Consider the following 14,157-nt stretch of genomic DNA (forward strand, 5'->3'; position numbering starts at 1 on the left):
GGCACGGTGGCATTGGCGGCTTCGGAAACGACATTGCTCGCCGCCGCTTCGGCATCCTCGGGAACGGGCGGGGGAGGGCTGCCTTCGCCGCCGCCTGCGCTGCCTTGAACGCCTCGCTCTTCGCCGCCATCCGCTCGGTATAGGTGCCGCCCCAGCCTTTCTCGAGCGCGTGCAGCGAGGCCATCGCCTTCTCGCGATCGAACAGGAAGGTCATTACGTCGCGTGCGGTGGGTGCCACGTCGGTGACCGGATTGACGTGGCCATGATGCTCGAGGACGATCGAGGCGGCGTAACGCGGATTGTCCCACGGCGCGAAGCAGACAAACAGCGCATGGTCGCGCAGCTTGAAGGGCAGCGCGGCGTTCTTGAGCACGCCTGAGCTGCGTTCTGCCGACGTGATCGCGCGGACCTGCGCGGTGCCGGTCTTGCCGGCCAGTTCGATACCGGCGATCGGCAGGCGCGCCTTGCCGCCGGTTCCGCCGCCATTGATCACTGCCCACATGCACTGACGCACCGTCTGGATATGCTGCGGGTCGATGCCGAGCGACGGCGCCGGCTGGTGCGGCTCGTCGAGCAGCAGCCGCGGCACAATCGCACGGCCCTGCGCCATCCGCGCCGCCATCACCGCAAGCTGGAGCGGGTTGGCGAGGACATAGCCCTGTCCGATCGACGCGTTGACCGAGTCCGCGATCGTCCAGGGCTGTTTGTACTTCTTCAGCTTCCACGCGCTGTCGGGCACGGTGCCGAAGCGCTGGCTGGTATAAGGCAAGTCGAAGCGCTGCCCGAGGCCCATCTCGCGTACCGTCGGCGCGAAGCGGTCATAACCGAGTTCGCGCGCCATCGAGTAGAAATAGATGTCGCAGCTCTGCGCGACGGCACGCTCCATGTTGACCGCGCCGTGCCCGCCGCGTTTGTGGCAGTGAAAGGCGCGATTCCCGACCTGCAGCGCGCCGCTGCAATGCACGGTGGCTTGGGGCGATATGCCCGCGCGCAGGATCGCGAGCGAATGCATCGGCTTGACGGTCGAGCCCGGCGGATACAGCCCTTGCAGGACCTTGTTCATCAAGGGAACGTGATCGTCGCCGGAGAGCATCTTCCACTCGCTCTGGCTGATCCCGTCGGAGAAGCTGTTGGGATCGTAGCCGGGCATCGAGACCATCGCGAGCACGTCGCCGGTCAGGCAATCGAGGACGACGATCGAGCCCGAATTGTCGGCAAGCCGCCGCGCGCAATATTCCTGCAGCCCTGCGTCGATGGTCAGCTTGACCGTCTTGCCGGGCACGTCGGGTCGCGTCGTCAGCTCGCGCACCAATTTTCCGCGCGCGGTGACCTCGACGCGCTTGGCGCCGGGCTCGCCGCGCAGTCGGCTCTCGAGCGTCTTCTCAAGTCCGTCCTTGCCCATCTTGAACCCGGGCGTGACCATCAACGGATCCTTGGTCTCCTTATACTGCTCGGCCGAGGCAGCACCGACATAGCCGATCAGATGGCCCACTCCAGCGCCGAGCGGATAGTTGCGCGTGAATCCCTGCGTCGCCTGCACCCCCGGCAATTCGGGCAGCCGGACGAGCACTTTGGCGTAGCGCTCCCAGTCGAGGCTTTCCTTGACCTGCACCGGCTTGAACCCATGGGCGCGCTTCAGGTCGGTGGCGACGCGTGCCATATCCTCCGGGGTGAGCCCCAGAATGCGCTGGAGCTCGGCCAGCGTCTCCTCGCGCTTCTCCAGCCGGTCGGGGATGAGGTCGACGCGGAAATCGGTACGGTTGTTGGCGAGCGGCTGGCCGCTCCGATCGACGATCCAACCGCGGCGCGGCGGGCTCAGTGTCCGGCTGACGCGATTGTCCTCGGCCATCAGCTTGTAGCGCTCGTTCTCGAACACCGAGAGCCAGGTCATGCGCGCGGCGAGCGCCAGCGCGACGGTGCCCTGCGCGCCTCCCATCAGCAACGCGCGCCGCGAGAAGCTGTATGCCTGCGACGCCTCGGTGACCTTCAGCACCTCAATGCTTCCTCACGTCGCTGTCGAACCAGACGCAGAGCCGGTAGATCAGTGGAAACAAGGCCGCGGAGGTGACCACCTGCAGCAGCAGCGCAGTGTCGGCATGCGAGCCCAGAGGCGAGGCGACCAGCCGCCCGGCGATCAGGCAGAAGCCGATGGCGCCGGAAGCGATCAGCCAGTCCTGCCAGAAATCGCGCCATACCAGCCGCGTATCTAGCACGTCGATTGCGAGCACGCACAATGTCCACAACAGCATCGCCGAGCCGAGCGGCTGGCCGCTCACCATATCGTCGAAGAAGCCGAGCAGCACCGGCGCCCAGACGCGCATCGAATCGCCGCGCACCATCCGCCAGCCGAGCAGGATCATCAGCCCGAACGGCGGCAGGAACGGCACCACTGCGACGACCGGGAACAAAGTGACCAGCGAGCCGAGCATCACCGACAGCGGCGCGAGCCATACGGCGCGCGGCGGCTTCTCGGCGCGGCCCATCGGGATGAATTCTACGGGGCTCACGGCGCAGCCTTGGGTTGCGCGGCACTCGGCGAGGAGGAAGGCGTCGGCGTCGCTACCGGCTCGGGCAGGAAAGTCTGCTGGACCAGCGCGAAATCGAGCGCGTCGGGATTGGCCGCGGGCTGCGCGACTGCGATGTCCCCCTGAGTGCGAACCACGCGCGCGACGGGAATGTTCGGCGAGAAGACGCCGCCCGTCCCCGAAGTGACGAAGACGTCGCCGGGGCGGAAGCCCATCGTGGCGACGCTGGCGGAGCGGATGTCGATCAGCCCGTCGCCGCGTCCCGAAGCGATCGCCGGAAGCCCGTCGCGGGTGCGGCGTACCGGCACGATGCTCTCGGGATCGACGAGCAGCAGCACGCGGGCGCTGTTGGGGCTGGTCTCGATGACCTGCCCGATCAGGCCGGTGGGATCGCGCACCGGCTGGCCGCGCTTCACTCCCTGCCAGGATCCGGCATTGAGCGTCGCATAGCGACGCGTGCTCGATGACGAGCTGTTGACCAGCCGCGCCGCGACGATCGCGTCGGTGGTCACGTCGCGCAGCTTGACCATCTCGCGCAGCCGGCGGTTCTCCTGGTCGAGCGTCTGCGCGCGCGACACTGAAAGTGCATTGTCGGCAAGTTGCTTCTTCAGGCGAGCATTCTCGCTATGGACGTTGAAATAGCTGCTGATTCCCTGGGGTATACTCCCCAGGCTGCGCCGCACCCAGTGGAACCCGGAAGCGACCGGCGTGGTCACTTCGGCGAACACGCCGCGCACCGCCGCGAAAGCGGGCGGATTGAAGGTAGAGAGTAACAGCAGCACTGCGCCGATCAGCGCACCGCCGGCCGCACCGACATAACCGATGAAGAGCCCGTATTGCGCCCGCCGCGAAAATCCGGGGCGCCGGGTCCGTGGCGGCGCCATCCGTCGCGCCCTAGACCTGGATCAGCACGCCGCGGAACATCGGGTCCTCGAGCGCGCGTCCCGTGCCAAGCGCGACGCAGGTCAGCGGATCCTCGGCGACCGTCACCGGCAGGCCCGTCTCGTCGCGAAGTACTTCGTCCAACCCTTGGAGCAGCGCGCCGCCGCCGGTGAGCACGATGCCCTGGTCGACGATGTCGGCGGCCAGTTCGGGCGCGGTGTTCTCGAGCGCGATGCGCACGCCCTCGACGATCGTGCCGACGGGCTCGCTGAGCGCCTCGGCGATCTGACCCTGGTTGATCTGGATTTCCTTGGGCACGCCGTTGACGAGATCGCGGCCCTTGATGTGGATCGTCGCGCCGATGCCGTCGGCCGGCGGCTTGGCGACGCCGACTTCCTGCTTGATCCGCTCGGCGGTGGCTTCACCGATCAGCAGATTGTGGTTGCGGCGGACGTAGGAGACGATCGCCTCGTCCATCTTGTCGCCTCCGACGCGCACGCTGGTCGAATAAGCGAGGCCGCGCAGCGAGAGCACCGCGACTTCGGTGGTGCCGCCGCCGATATCGACGACCATCGAGCCGATCGGCTCGGTAACCGGCATGTCGGCGCCGATCGCCGCCGCCATCGGCTCCTCGATCAGCCACACCTGGCTGGCGCCGGCATTCTGCGCGGCGTCACGGATCGCGCGCCTTTCGACAGAAGTAGAACCGGACGGCACGCAGATCACGATCTGCGGCCAGCGCATGAAGCGACGCCCGCCATGCACCTTTTCGATGAAGTGCTTGATCATCTGCTCGGCGACATCGATGTCGGCGATCACGCCGTCGCGAAGCGGGCGAATCGCCTCGATCGAGCCGGGCGTCTTGCCCATCATCAGCTTGGCGTCGTCGCCGACGGCCTTGACCCGCTTGACGCCGTTCAGCGTCTCGACCGCCACAACCGACGGCTCATTGAGGACGACGCCGCGTCCGCGGAGATAGACGACGGTGTTCGCGGTGCCCAGATCGATCGCCATGTCGTGGGACATGAATTTGAAAAAGCGGGAAAAAGCCATTCGTTGTTCCGTCCTGCCGCACGGGCGCCCGCCGCCGGCTGTTCGCACCAGATTTTAGCCCGGACCCTTCCGGGACGGATAAAAATCCATCTCGATGCATGCGCTTGCGGGTCGCGGGATGCCGCCCGTTGGGCTAGACAGACTGCCATGTCAATACGCCGTCTCCCCGAGCATCTTGTCAACCGAATTGCAGCCGGTGAGGTGGTCGAACGCCCTGCCAGCGCGCTGAAGGAACTGGTTGAAAACGCTGTGGATGCGGGCGCTGCCCGGATCGCCGTCCGGCTTACCGCCGGCGGCACCGAATTGATCGAGGTCATCGACGACGGCTGCGGGATGAATCCCGCCGATATGGCGCTCGCGCTCGAGCGCCACGCTACCTCCAAACTGCCCGATGATGCGATCGAAGCTGTCGCGACGTTGGGTTTTCGCGGCGAAGCGTTGCCCTCGATCGCGAGTGTCGCGCGGCTGACGATCGAGAGCCGGCTGCGCGGCGCCGACGGCTGGTCGCGCACTGTGGACAATGGCGAACTGGTCGCCGAGGGTCCGGCCGCGCTGCCGCCGGGCACGCGCGTACGCGTCGAGCAATTGTTCGCCCGCGTGCCGGCGCGCCGTAAATTCCTGCGCTCGCCGCGTGCCGAATATGGTGCCAGCCTGGATGTCGTGAAGCGGCTGGCCATGGCGCGGCCGGACATCGCTTTTTCGGTCGAGCATGACGGACGGCGCGTGCTTTCGGTGCAAGGCGGCGAAACCCGTCCCGAGCGAGTCGCCGCGCTCACCGATCGCGATCTCGCCGGGAACAGCGTCGCGATCGACTTTCAGCGCGAGAGCTTGGTCCTCGGCGGCGTCGCCGGTTTGCCGACCTTCAATCGCGGCGTGGCGGATCACCAATATCTGTTCGTCAACGGCCGCCCGGTGAAGGACCGGCTGCTCGCGGGTGCGGTGCGCGGCGCCTATGCCGAGATGCTCGCACGCGATCGCCATCCGGTGGTGGCGCTGTTCCTCGATGTCCCCGCCGACCAGGTCGACGTCAACGTCCATCCCGCCAAGACCGAAGTCCGCTTCCGCGATCCCGCGCTCGCCCGCGGCATGATCGTCAGCGGCCTGCGCCGCGCGCTCGACGAAGCCGGTCACCGCAGCGTCCAGCGCCCGAGCGAGGCGGCTTTGGGGATGTGGCAACCGGGACATGTGAGCGGGCCTGATCCGGAGGCACTCACGTGGAGTCCTGGAGGTCCCGCAGCAGACGGGGAAGAGTTGAAGCATTATTCAGGCCTCGCGCTCCACGATCGCCGCCCCACCTTCTTCACCCCGCCGCCGCAAGCCCGCGCCGAAGCCGCGCATGCGCCTGTCCCTCAGACGATAGACTTCCCCTCGGTGTCGCCCGCGGGCAGGTCGCGAAGACCTATATCGTCGCCGAGGCCGAGGACGGGCTCGTCCTCGTCGACCAGCATGCCGCGCACGAGCGCCTCGTCCTCGAGCGGATGCGGCGGGCGATGCAGGGCGGTGGCGTCGCCAGCCAGGCGCTGCTGCTGCCCGAAGTCGTCGAGCTCGAAGAGCCCGCCTGCGATCGGCTCGAGGCACGCATCGAGGAACTGGCGCAATTCGGCCTCGAGCTCGAACGTTTCGGCCCGCGCGCGATGCTTGTCCGCGCAACGCCCGCAGCGCTGGGACAGGGCGACGTCCACGGCCTCGTCACCGATCTCGCCGACGAACTCGCCAGCTTCGACGAGGCATTGTCATTGAAGGAGCGGCTCGACCACGTCGCCTCGACCATGGCGTGTCACGGCTCGGTGCGCGCGGGCCGGGTCCTTTCGGTCGCCGAGATGAATGCGCTGCTCCGCGAAATGGAAGTCACGCCGCATTCGGGCCAATGCAATCACGGCCGCCCGACCTGGGTGAAACTGGCGCATGGCGACATCGAGAAATTGTTCGGACGCAAATAGCGCGTGGCGTGATCGCATACCGTCGGCACCACTCGCGTAGCGGCGACCGCTATACGTGTGCAATACAGTATGTTATGGCGTTGCTTTGCTATCTTTCAGGGGGTGGGGATGTCGATCCGCTTGCTCGCGGCTGCTGCTGTTACGTGCCTGTTTTCGCACGCCGCCATTGCGCAGGATGCGCCGATTGATCCGGCCAAGCCGGTCCAGGAGAAGAAGCTCTGCCGTTCGGTCACGCCGACGGGAAGCGTGATGTCGAAGCGCATCTGCCTGACCAAGACCGAATGGGCGAAGCTCAACGGGGAATATGAGAAGCGGAACGAAGCCTTTCGCGAGAATCAGAGCCGCGGCGGCCAGCTCGGCGCGCAATAAGCGACCTGCCTCAGCGGGCGCGGGCGCGAACCGGTGCGGAGCGCGCGCCGTGGGCGGTCCATTGCGGCAGGCTCGGCCGACCGTCGGCGGTTGCGGCGAAATCGACGACGCAGATATGGCCATAGCGGCGATGCTCCCCGCAGCCGATGCCTGCAAAGCGGAAGTCGTTCTTGAACAACAGCGTGCGATGGCCGCGGCCGGGCACGCCGTCGTCGACGATCATCTGGCGGACCACCGCGTCGGCATCGGCCATGCCATAGGAAATGCTTTCGCCGACGAAAATGTCGCCGCCGCGGCGGCGGACGCGCTCGCCGGGGCCGGATCCGTCGCGCGACACATGGCCGATCGCGCCAATCATGCCCTGATCGTCGGCATGATCCTGCGCGGCGAGCGCGAGCAGGTCGCCCCGTTCGAGCGGCGGGAGCGGGGCCTGGCGTTCGAGAAAGCGGATCGCCTCGTCGACCGCGGACACGCCTTCGCGCGTGTAAGTGCCTTCCTCGCCCGGCAGGAACAGCATGTCGCCGTCGAAATAGTCGCGATATTCACGCAATTCGTCGGCAAAGGCGCGGGGATCCTGACGAACATCGTTGATCCGCTCGAGCACCTGCGCCTCGATCGAACGGCTGCGGGGTTCGCTATCGGTGGCGGCAATCAAAAGGGCTGAGCAGGCCGCGAGCGCGGCGGTGGCGAAACGCCCGATACGCATGTTACAGATCCCCCGGAACCCGCCGCGTACGCGCGCCGGACGTCTATGGTGATGCGGCACATCCTAACCTCATGACGAGGCGTGTGGATAGTCCGGAGTTAACCCTAAATGCGGGTTCAGCGGCGCCCGTCCGGTTTGCGCGCGAATTCGGCGACGCACATCACGCGGTAGGTCTTGTGCGGCCCGCAGCCGATTCCGACGAACCGCATCTCGGCCGCGAACACCGTGCGGCGGTGGCCGCGATTAGGCACGTCGTCGTCGACGATGAGCTGGCGCACGACTTCGACTGCAGAGGGTGGACCGTAGGTGATCGTCTCCGCGACATAGTCGCCGCCGCCGTGCCGCCGGATGCGGTCGCGCGGATCGTCGCCGTTCTTCGAGAAATGACCGGTCGCTCCGCGCGGTCCCTGTTCCGAGACATGCGCGCCGGCTGCTTGGGCGAGAAGCCGGGCAGGGGAGAGTGGCGGCACCGGCGGCTGACGTTCGAGGAACGCGATCGCCTCGTCGACGGCGGCGACGCCCTCCGCGGTGCGCAGGCCTTCGGGCTTGGCGGGATACTGCACGATCTTGCCGCGGAAATAGCGGCGATATTCGCGCAGGCGCCCGGCGTATCGGCGCGGATGCTGGCGCGCGAAGTTCAGTTCGGTGACGATCTCGCGTTCGAGCGCACTCTCGGGCACGGCAAGCGTCGCGGCGAGAGGGAGGAGGGCGGCCAGCATCCTCCAATTTTTGCGTCCCTGCCGGCTGAATGCAAGCCGCGGATCGATCATGCACGAAAAAGGCCGCCCCGGATGCTCCGGAGCGGCCCTTTATTTCGGAGTGCGACGAAAGCCTCAGCCCTCGGCGTTCTCGCTCTCGTCCGCGGCAGGCTCGGCCTGCACTTCGGCGGTCGCGCCCGGCTCGGCGTTGGGATCGTAATCCTCGGTGAAGCCGGCTTCGTCCTTCTCGAACATCGCCGTCATCACGTCGACGCCCTGCGACTGCATCTCGGCCTCTTCCGGCGAGCGGGCGACGTTGACCTTGACGGTCACCGACACCTCGGGGTGCAGCGCAACCTTGATCTCATATACGCCGATCGACTTGATCGGGCGGTCGAGCACGATCTGCGCCTTGTTGACCTTGTGGCCGTCGGCAGTGATCGCCTCGACCAGGTCACGAACCGCGACCGAGCCGTAGAGCTGGCCGGTGTTCGAAGCCTGACGGATCAGCGTGACCGAAACGTCGTTGAAGTTGCCGGCTTCCTTCTCGGCGTCGCTGCGGCGCGAAGCGTTGTCGGCTTCGATGCGCGCGCGATTGGCCTCGAAGACCTTGCGGTTGGCGGCGTTCGAACGGAGCGCCTTCTTGTTGGGGAGAAGGAAGTTGCGGGCGAACCCGTCCTTGACCTTCACCACGTCGCCGATGGCGCCGAGCTTCTCGACGCGCTCAAGCAGGATGACTTCCATGTTCTCTGCTCCTTACTTGACGATGTAGGGCAGCAGGCCCAGGTGACGGGCGCGCTTGATGGCCTGGGCCAGCTCGCGCTGCTTCTTCGCGCTCACCGAAGTGATGCGCGACGGGACGATCTTGCCGCGCTCGGACACGAAGCCCTGAAGCAGACGGACGTCCTTGTAATCGATCCGGGGCGCATCCTTCGCGGAGAAGGGGCAGCTCTTGCGGCGGCGGAAAAATGGGCGTGCCATGATCTATATGCTCCTTATTCGCCGCCGAAACCGGTGTTGCCGCCGGCATCGTCGCGATCGCGACGGCCACGGCCGCGCTCGCGGTCCTGACCCTTGCGCATCATCACGCTGGGACCTTCTTCCAGCCCATCGACTTTGACGGTCATGTAGCGGATGACGTCTTCGTTGATCTGCGTCTGGCGCTCGAGCTCGGCGACGACACCCGCGGGGGCATCGATCTCGAGCATCACGTAATGCGCCTTGCGGTTCTTGGCGATGCGATAGGCGAGCGAACGAAGGCCCCAGGTCTCGGTCTTGACGACCTTGCCCTTGTGATCCTCGACGATCTTGGTGGCGGCTTCCGCTAGTGCGTCCACTTGCGCCTGTGCCAGGTCCTGGCGCGCAAGGAACACGTGCTCGTAAAGAGCCATGCGTTTCTTCTCACTGTTGGCCGATCGCTGACGTGCACCCCATGTGCAGCGCCCCTCCGGCTGTCGTCTCAAAAGCAATCGGGCGGAGACACGTCTCCACCCCGACCGGGCGCCTATGCGGGCAAAGCGGCGGAAATGCAAGCGCCAAGGTGCACGCTTATGGTTAGATGGTCCGCCGCACGAAGCAATCGATACCGCTCGCCTGCGCCCGCGCGCAGAGCCCTTCGGTTTCGGTGCGCATCGCGGGCAGGCTCTGCAGCCGGTGGAGCGATCCGACCTGCTCGACCGTGACAGAGACCCCGGCCTCGATCAGTCGCGCGCGCTGGCGTTCGGCGGCATCGGCGGAGCTGAATGCCCCCAATTGCGCCTGCCACGCCTCGCCGGGCGGCAGATCCGCGGCCGCGGCCAAAGCGAGGCGCTGCGCGCGGGCGCGGCGCTGTGCTTCGATCAGCGCACCCAATGTGACGGTAGCCGGCCTGTCGATATGGCGGCGCGGTTCGCGACGGGTGACGTCGAATGCCGCTGCTGGGCCGGGGCCTTGCCGCGACGCCTGTGCGATGCCGAGGATTGGAAGCACGCCGACGACCGGCAAGCTCGCCAGCGCGACGAACAGCCGCCACCGGCGCGGGCGCCTGCGCAATACGATCGGAAAGGAGGAATCGATATCGGTCACACACGACTCGTTACGGTTAACGACCGTTAACGCACGAGCCCCGGATATTGCTACCCGGTCCCGAAAAGAGACGCGAAAACGGCGGAGCCCGAAGGCCCCGCCGTCTCGTGCCGGTGACAGGCCGGCGGTTTAGCGGATCATGTTGGCGAACACGGCGCCGATGATCCCGCTGGTGATCGCGACCAGCACCGCATCGTTGCCCGACTGGACGTAGCGATAGCCACGGGGCGGGGCGCGGAGACCGCGATACTGGCGATAGTCGATCTGCCGGTAGTTGCGGGCATAGCGGCTGTCGAAGCGCTGACCGCGCTGCCAGCTGCGGTTCTGATGACCGCGATCGTTCCGGTAGCCATAGCCGCGCTGGTCGTCGCGATGGACAACCTGCTGGCGGGGCGCGTCATAGCCGCGATACTGCTGCGGTGCTGCGGCGGCCATTGCCGGGGTGGCTGCGATCGAAGCGGCGACCAGGCCGAGAATGATCTTCTTCATGACTTTACTCCTCTTGTTCGCGCCGTTCCCGGCGTTGAGACCTATCTAGGAGGCGCTTGTCGCAGCCCTGTCCCGGCGATCGGGCAAAATGGTCGCGATTTGTCGCGTGGGCGTCTGGTTCGTTCAGGTTGGGAAGCGGACAGGCTTGCCCGCATTGCGCAACGGCACTAACCCGCGCGCCTTCACCAAGGAGAGGCAAATGCGCGCGTTCATCTTCCCCGGACAGGGCAGCCAGGCCGTCGGCATGGGCAGTGCGCTCGCCGCCGCGAGCCCGCATGCGCGTGAAGTTTTCCAGGAAGTCGACGAGGCGCTTGGCCAGAAGCTGTCGAAGCTGATGGCGGAAGGCCCCGAGGACCAGCTCACCCTCACCGCCAACGCCCAGCCCGCGATCATGGCCAACGCCATCGCCGTGCTGCGCGTGCTCGAGAGGGATGGCGGCATTCGTCTGGGCGAGAAGGCCGATTTCGTCGCGGGCCACAGCCTCGGCGAATATACCGCGCTCTGCGCCGCCGGTGCGTTCGATCTCGCCACCACTGCGCGGCTTCTGCGCACGCGCGGCGATGCGATGCAGGCCGCGGTGCCCGTCGGCGTCGGCGCGATGGCGGCGTTGCTCGGAACCGATCTCGCCAAGGCACAGGCGATCGCCGATGCGGCGGCGCAGGGCGAGGTCTGCACCGTCGCCAACGACAACGATCCCGGCCAGGTGGTGATCTCGGGCCATCTCGGCGCCATCGAGCGCGCGCTGCCGCTCGCCAAGGAAATGGGCGCCAAGCGCGCGCTGCTGCTGCCGGTCTCGGCGCCGTTCCACTGCCCGCTGATGCAGGCCGCCGCCGACGCGATGGAGGCGGCGCTCGCCGCAGTCGCGGTCCAGTCGCCGCTCGTCCCGGTCTATGCCAATGTCACCGCCGCGCCGGTCACCGATCCCGCGACGATCCGCACCTTGCTCGTCGAGCAGGTCACCGGGATGGTCCGCTGGCGTGAATCGGTGCTCGCGATGCAGGAAGCGGGGGTGACCGAGTTCGTCGAGTTCGGCGGCAAGGTCCTCGCCGGCATGGTCAAGCGCATCGCCCCCGACGCCGTCACCACCAGCCTCGTCACGATGGACGACATCGAGGCGCTGGCGAAGAGCCTTTGATTTTCTCACGCGAAGGCGCGAAGACGCGAAGATGCACGACATCGAAGCGACCGCTGCAGATATCATCGATGCGGCGTTGAAGCTGCACAAGGATCTCGGCCCGGGCCTGCTGGAGAGCGTCTACGAAACGATCCTGCTGCGCAGCTGATCAGGAGAGGGCACGAAGTGGCACAGCAGCGCCCCATCGACATCGAATATGACGGCCTACGTTTCCAGGCAGCATTTCGGGCCGATCTGATCGTCAATGGCTGTGTGTTGGTTGAAGTAAAATCGGTCGAACGGTTGACCGCTGTGCATGGCAAGCAGGTGCTGACCTATCTGCGCTTGCTCAAGCAGCCCCTCGGGCTGCTCATCAATTTTGGCGGCGAGACGCTCAAGGAAGGGCTGCGCCGTATCGTCAATGACTACAAACCCTTAGCGCCTTCGCGCCTTCGCGTGAATCAATAAAGAAGGACTACTCATGTTCGACCTCACAGGCATGACCGCCCTCGTCACCGGTGCTTCGGGTGGGATTGGTTCGGCAATCGCTCACGCGCTCGTAATGCAAGGCGCTCGTGTGGCGCTGTCCGGCACGAGCGAAGAGAAGCTCATTGCCGCTCGGCGAGACATTCAAACTCTCAAGGATGGGGAGAGTGTCCACTTTTCCTTGGCTGCGGCGAATGAAGAGCGCCTCGAAAACCCTATACTTCCTTGCAATCTCTCGGATGCGAGCGCGGTAGATGCATTGGTCCCGCAAGCTGTCGAAGCTCTAGGCGGCAAGCTCGACATCCTCGTCAACAATGCCGGCGTCACGCGCGACAATCTCGCGATGCGGATGAAGGACGAAGAGTGGGACACGGTGATCCGCGTCAATCTCGAAGCCGCTTTCCGCCTGATGCGCGCCGCCGCCAGGCCGATGATGAAGGCGCGTTATGGCCGGATGATCTCGATCACGTCGGTGGTGGGCGCGACCGGCAATCCGGGGCAGGCGAACTATGCCGCCTCGAAGGCGGGTCTCGTCGGCATGTCCAAGGCGCTCGCGCAGGAACTCGCCAGCCGAAACATCACCGTAAACTGCGTCGCTCCCGGCTTCATCCGCTCGGCGATGACCGACGTGCTGCCCGAGGCGCAGAAGACCGCCTTGCTCACCCGGATCCCCGCGGGTGACCTCGGCACCGGCGAGGATATCGGCGCGGCGGTGGTCTATCTCGCCAGCAAGGAAGCAGGGTACGTCACCGGCCAGACCTTGCATGTGAACGGCGGGATGGCGATGCTCTGAGCCCCGGGGCTGGAGTGACCATCATGCGTATCCTCGCAACCGCCGCGCTGCTGGTGCTCGCGGCACCCGCGCACGCCGCCGATCTCGCGACGATCGATTGCGTCGCGGGGAAATTGAACCCCGTCGTCACTGCGAAGCTCCACGCCGACGTCTCGCGCAACATGGCCGAGAGCGGCAAGCGGCCGAGCTACGATCCGGCGGTCGGCGGCAGCATCGCCAGCGCCGCCGCGGCCTGCGGGCTCGAGCATAATTGGTCCGAAGCGGCGATAAAGGCCGCGCGGATATATACGCTCGCCAAGCTCGGCATGCCGGTTGCCCAGCGAGTCATCGGCGAGCGGGGGTTCGATGCCGCGGCGCTGGAGGATCAGTTCCAGACGTTGCCCGAAGAGGCGCGCAATCGTCCGCTCACGCCGGCGGAGAACCAAGAACTGGTCAAGGGATCGGTGACCGAGGAAGCGAAGCAGACCCGCGAGAATGCCGAGCTGCTGGCCGAATATTTCGCCTTCCTCAGCACGATCCAATATGCGAGCTTCGCTTTTTCGCAGGCCTGAACGTCACGGCCGCGGGGTGTGCCCCTTGCAACGGCACCCCCGGCATTCTAGGTGCGTTCACACAGAATTCAGAGCCCAGACAAAGGAAAACAGGGACTATGGCCAACCAGGAAGAGATCACCCAGCGCGTTGCCGCGCTCGTCGTCGACCATCTGGGCGTCGATGCCGGCGAAGTGAAGCCCGAAGCGAGCTTCATCGACGATCTGGGTGCGGACAGCCTCGACATCGTCGAGCTGGTCATGGCGTTCGAGGAAGAATTCGGCGTCGAGATCCCCGACGACGCGGCCGAGAAGATCACCACGGTCGGCGATGCGGTCTCGTACATCAACGAGCACCAGGAAGGCTGATCGCCCTCCGGCGACCTGCCCGGATGGGCCGGCACTGCCATATAGCGGCTTCCCGTCCGGGCTCGAAAGAGAGGGCGGGGAGCCGTTTCGTTTTCGTAACGAGGCACATGTTGATGCCTTTTATGCGCAAAGTTCGAGAA

The 14,157-nt window shown here is 66.0% G+C and carries 17 protein-coding genes and 2 pseudogenes; 8 read left to right on the forward strand and 11 right to left on the reverse strand.

Features of this window, described 5'->3' with window-relative positions; translation table 11 throughout:
• Positions 1 to 76: 76 nt before the first annotated feature.
• The 4 genes and pseudogenes from mrdA to PIB19_RS02055 form a co-directional block, all read right to left on the reverse strand.
• Positions 77 to 1,936: pseudogene (gene mrdA / locus PIB19_RS02040) on the reverse strand (penicillin-binding protein 2); the annotation flags it as partial.
• 58 nt (positions 1,937 to 1,994) lie between these two features.
• Positions 1,995 to 2,507 (reverse strand): rod shape-determining protein MreD, encoded by a 513-nt coding sequence (gene mreD, locus PIB19_RS02045; protein ID WP_336297239.1) that lies wholly within the window; start codon positions 2,505 to 2,507, stop codon positions 1,995 to 1,997.
• Positions 2,504 to 3,409: a rod shape-determining protein MreC gene (gene mreC / locus PIB19_RS02050; protein ID WP_271239475.1), complete on the reverse strand. Its 906-nt coding sequence runs from the start codon at positions 3,407 to 3,409 to the stop codon at positions 2,504 to 2,506. Before mreC ends, mreD begins: the two co-directional genes overlap by 4 nt.
• Before the next feature lie 10 nt (positions 3,410 to 3,419).
• Positions 3,420 to 4,460 (reverse strand): rod shape-determining protein, encoded by a 1,041-nt coding sequence (locus PIB19_RS02055; RefSeq protein ID WP_271239476.1) that lies wholly within the window; start codon positions 4,458 to 4,460, stop codon positions 3,420 to 3,422.
• 147 nt (positions 4,461 to 4,607) lie between these two features.
• Here PIB19_RS02055 and mutL point away from each other — a divergent pair.
• Together mutL and PIB19_RS02065 are read left to right on the forward strand one after the other, a co-directional pair.
• A pseudogene (gene mutL / locus PIB19_RS02060) lies at positions 4,608 to 6,400 on the forward strand (DNA mismatch repair endonuclease MutL).
• A gap of 108 nt (positions 6,401 to 6,508) precedes the next feature.
• The gene (locus PIB19_RS02065; protein WP_056612567.1) at positions 6,509 to 6,769 is read left to right on the forward strand and encodes a hypothetical protein; all 261 of its coding nucleotides are present in this window, start codon (positions 6,509 to 6,511) and stop codon (positions 6,767 to 6,769) included.
• A gap of 10 nt (positions 6,770 to 6,779) precedes the next feature.
• Here the strand turns inward: PIB19_RS02065 and PIB19_RS02070 are convergent, their stop codons facing one another.
• The 7 genes from PIB19_RS02070 to PIB19_RS02100 form a co-directional block, all read right to left on the reverse strand.
• Positions 6,780 to 7,475: a CAP domain-containing protein gene (locus tag PIB19_RS02070; protein ID WP_271239477.1), complete on the reverse strand. Its 696-nt coding sequence runs from the start codon at positions 7,473 to 7,475 to the stop codon at positions 6,780 to 6,782.
• 116 nt (positions 7,476 to 7,591) lie between these two features.
• Positions 7,592 to 8,194 carry a CAP domain-containing protein gene (locus tag PIB19_RS02075; protein WP_271239478.1) on the reverse strand — a complete coding sequence of 201 codons (603 nt, stop codon included), beginning with the start codon at positions 8,192 to 8,194 and terminating at the stop codon, positions 7,592 to 7,594.
• A gap of 114 nt (positions 8,195 to 8,308) precedes the next feature.
• Positions 8,309 to 8,917, reverse strand: coding sequence for a 50S ribosomal protein L9 (gene rplI, locus PIB19_RS02080; RefSeq protein ID WP_056612571.1), 609 nt, complete (start codon positions 8,915 to 8,917; stop codon positions 8,309 to 8,311).
• 12 nt (positions 8,918 to 8,929) lie between these two features.
• Positions 8,930 to 9,154: a 30S ribosomal protein S18 gene (gene rpsR, locus PIB19_RS02085; RefSeq protein ID WP_010543816.1), complete on the reverse strand. Its 225-nt coding sequence runs from the start codon at positions 9,152 to 9,154 to the stop codon at positions 8,930 to 8,932.
• 14 nt (positions 9,155 to 9,168) lie between these two features.
• Entirely contained in the window at positions 9,169 to 9,564 is a 396-nt protein-coding gene (rpsF, locus tag PIB19_RS02090; protein WP_056612573.1) for a 30S ribosomal protein S6, read from the reverse strand.
• A 163-nt stretch (positions 9,565 to 9,727) separates the two neighbouring features.
• Positions 9,728 to 10,237, reverse strand: a complete 510-nt coding sequence (locus PIB19_RS02095; RefSeq protein WP_271239479.1) for an SPOR domain-containing protein — start codon at positions 10,235 to 10,237, stop codon at positions 9,728 to 9,730.
• A gap of 129 nt (positions 10,238 to 10,366) precedes the next feature.
• Positions 10,367 to 10,726, reverse strand: a complete 360-nt coding sequence (locus tag PIB19_RS02100) for an RcnB family protein (RefSeq protein ID WP_271239480.1) — start codon at positions 10,724 to 10,726, stop codon at positions 10,367 to 10,369.
• 199 nt (positions 10,727 to 10,925) lie between these two features.
• Here PIB19_RS02100 and fabD point away from each other — a divergent pair, with 199 nt between their 5' ends.
• The 6 genes from fabD (at position 10,926) to PIB19_RS02125 (ending at position 14,017) form a co-directional block, all read left to right on the forward strand.
• Positions 10,926 to 11,861 (forward strand): ACP S-malonyltransferase, encoded by a 936-nt coding sequence (gene fabD / locus PIB19_RS02105; RefSeq protein WP_271239481.1) that lies wholly within the window; start codon positions 10,926 to 10,928, stop codon positions 11,859 to 11,861.
• A gap of 31 nt (positions 11,862 to 11,892) precedes the next feature.
• Positions 11,893 to 12,009, forward strand: coding sequence for a GxxExxY protein (locus PIB19_RS22720; RefSeq protein ID WP_336297240.1), 117 nt, complete (start codon positions 11,893 to 11,895; stop codon positions 12,007 to 12,009).
• Between the two features lie 17 nt (positions 12,010 to 12,026).
• A complete protein-coding gene (locus PIB19_RS02110) occupies positions 12,027 to 12,308 on the forward strand; it encodes a GxxExxY protein (protein WP_336297241.1) in 282 nt (93 codons plus the stop codon).
• A 13-nt stretch (positions 12,309 to 12,321) separates the two neighbouring features.
• Positions 12,322 to 13,119 (forward strand): 3-oxoacyl-[acyl-carrier-protein] reductase, encoded by a 798-nt coding sequence (gene fabG, locus PIB19_RS02115; RefSeq protein WP_271239482.1) that lies wholly within the window; start codon positions 12,322 to 12,324, stop codon positions 13,117 to 13,119.
• A 23-nt stretch (positions 13,120 to 13,142) separates the two neighbouring features.
• Positions 13,143 to 13,670 carry a hypothetical protein gene (locus PIB19_RS02120; RefSeq protein WP_271239483.1) on the forward strand — a complete coding sequence of 176 codons (528 nt, stop codon included), beginning with the start codon at positions 13,143 to 13,145 and terminating at the stop codon, positions 13,668 to 13,670.
• Positions 13,671 to 13,768: 98 nt separating this feature from the next.
• Positions 13,769 to 14,017 carry an acyl carrier protein gene (locus tag PIB19_RS02125; RefSeq protein WP_025494681.1) on the forward strand — a complete coding sequence of 83 codons (249 nt, stop codon included), beginning with the start codon at positions 13,769 to 13,771 and terminating at the stop codon, positions 14,015 to 14,017.
• Positions 14,018 to 14,157 lie beyond the last annotated feature (140 nt).

Source organism: Sphingomonas sp. 7/4-4 (assembly GCF_027941955.1).
Taxonomy (GTDB): domain Bacteria; phylum Pseudomonadota; class Alphaproteobacteria; order Sphingomonadales; family Sphingomonadaceae; genus Sphingomonas.

What these genes read in the sequence shown, in the direction of transcription:
- mreC (WP_271239475.1), bottom strand. Translation starts at nt 3,409, where the DNA reads ATGGCGCCGCCACGGACCCGGCGCCCCGGATTTTCGCGGCGGGCGCAA.
- PIB19_RS02055 (WP_271239476.1), bottom strand. Translation starts at nt 4,460, where the DNA reads ATGGCTTTTTCCCGCTTTTTCAAATTCATGTCCCACGACATGGCGATC.
- PIB19_RS02065 (WP_056612567.1), top strand. Translation starts at nt 6,509, where the DNA reads ATGTCGATCCGCTTGCTCGCGGCTGCTGCTGTTACGTGCCTGTTTTCG.
- PIB19_RS02070 (WP_271239477.1), bottom strand. Translation starts at nt 7,475, where the DNA reads ATGCGTATCGGGCGTTTCGCCACCGCCGCGCTCGCGGCCTGCTCAGCC.
- PIB19_RS02075 (WP_271239478.1), bottom strand. Translation starts at nt 8,194, where the DNA reads ATGCTGGCCGCCCTCCTCCCTCTCGCCGCGACGCTTGCCGTGCCCGAG.
- rplI (WP_056612571.1), bottom strand. Translation starts at nt 8,917, where the DNA reads ATGGAAGTCATCCTGCTTGAGCGCGTCGAGAAGCTCGGCGCCATCGGC.
- rpsR (WP_010543816.1), bottom strand. Translation starts at nt 9,154, where the DNA reads ATGGCACGCCCATTTTTCCGCCGCCGCAAGAGCTGCCCCTTCTCCGCG.
- rpsF (WP_056612573.1), bottom strand. Translation starts at nt 9,564, where the DNA reads ATGGCTCTTTACGAGCACGTGTTCCTTGCGCGCCAGGACCTGGCACAG.
- PIB19_RS02100 (WP_271239480.1), bottom strand. Translation starts at nt 10,726, where the DNA reads ATGAAGAAGATCATTCTCGGCCTGGTCGCCGCTTCGATCGCAGCCACC.
- fabD (WP_271239481.1), top strand. Translation starts at nt 10,926, where the DNA reads ATGCGCGCGTTCATCTTCCCCGGACAGGGCAGCCAGGCCGTCGGCATG.
- PIB19_RS22720 (WP_336297240.1), top strand. Translation starts at nt 11,893, where the DNA reads ATGCACGACATCGAAGCGACCGCTGCAGATATCATCGATGCGGCGTTG.
- fabG (WP_271239482.1), top strand. Translation starts at nt 12,322, where the DNA reads ATGTTCGACCTCACAGGCATGACCGCCCTCGTCACCGGTGCTTCGGGT.
- PIB19_RS02120 (WP_271239483.1), top strand. Translation starts at nt 13,143, where the DNA reads ATGCGTATCCTCGCAACCGCCGCGCTGCTGGTGCTCGCGGCACCCGCG.
- PIB19_RS02125 (WP_025494681.1), top strand. Translation starts at nt 13,769, where the DNA reads ATGGCCAACCAGGAAGAGATCACCCAGCGCGTTGCCGCGCTCGTCGTC.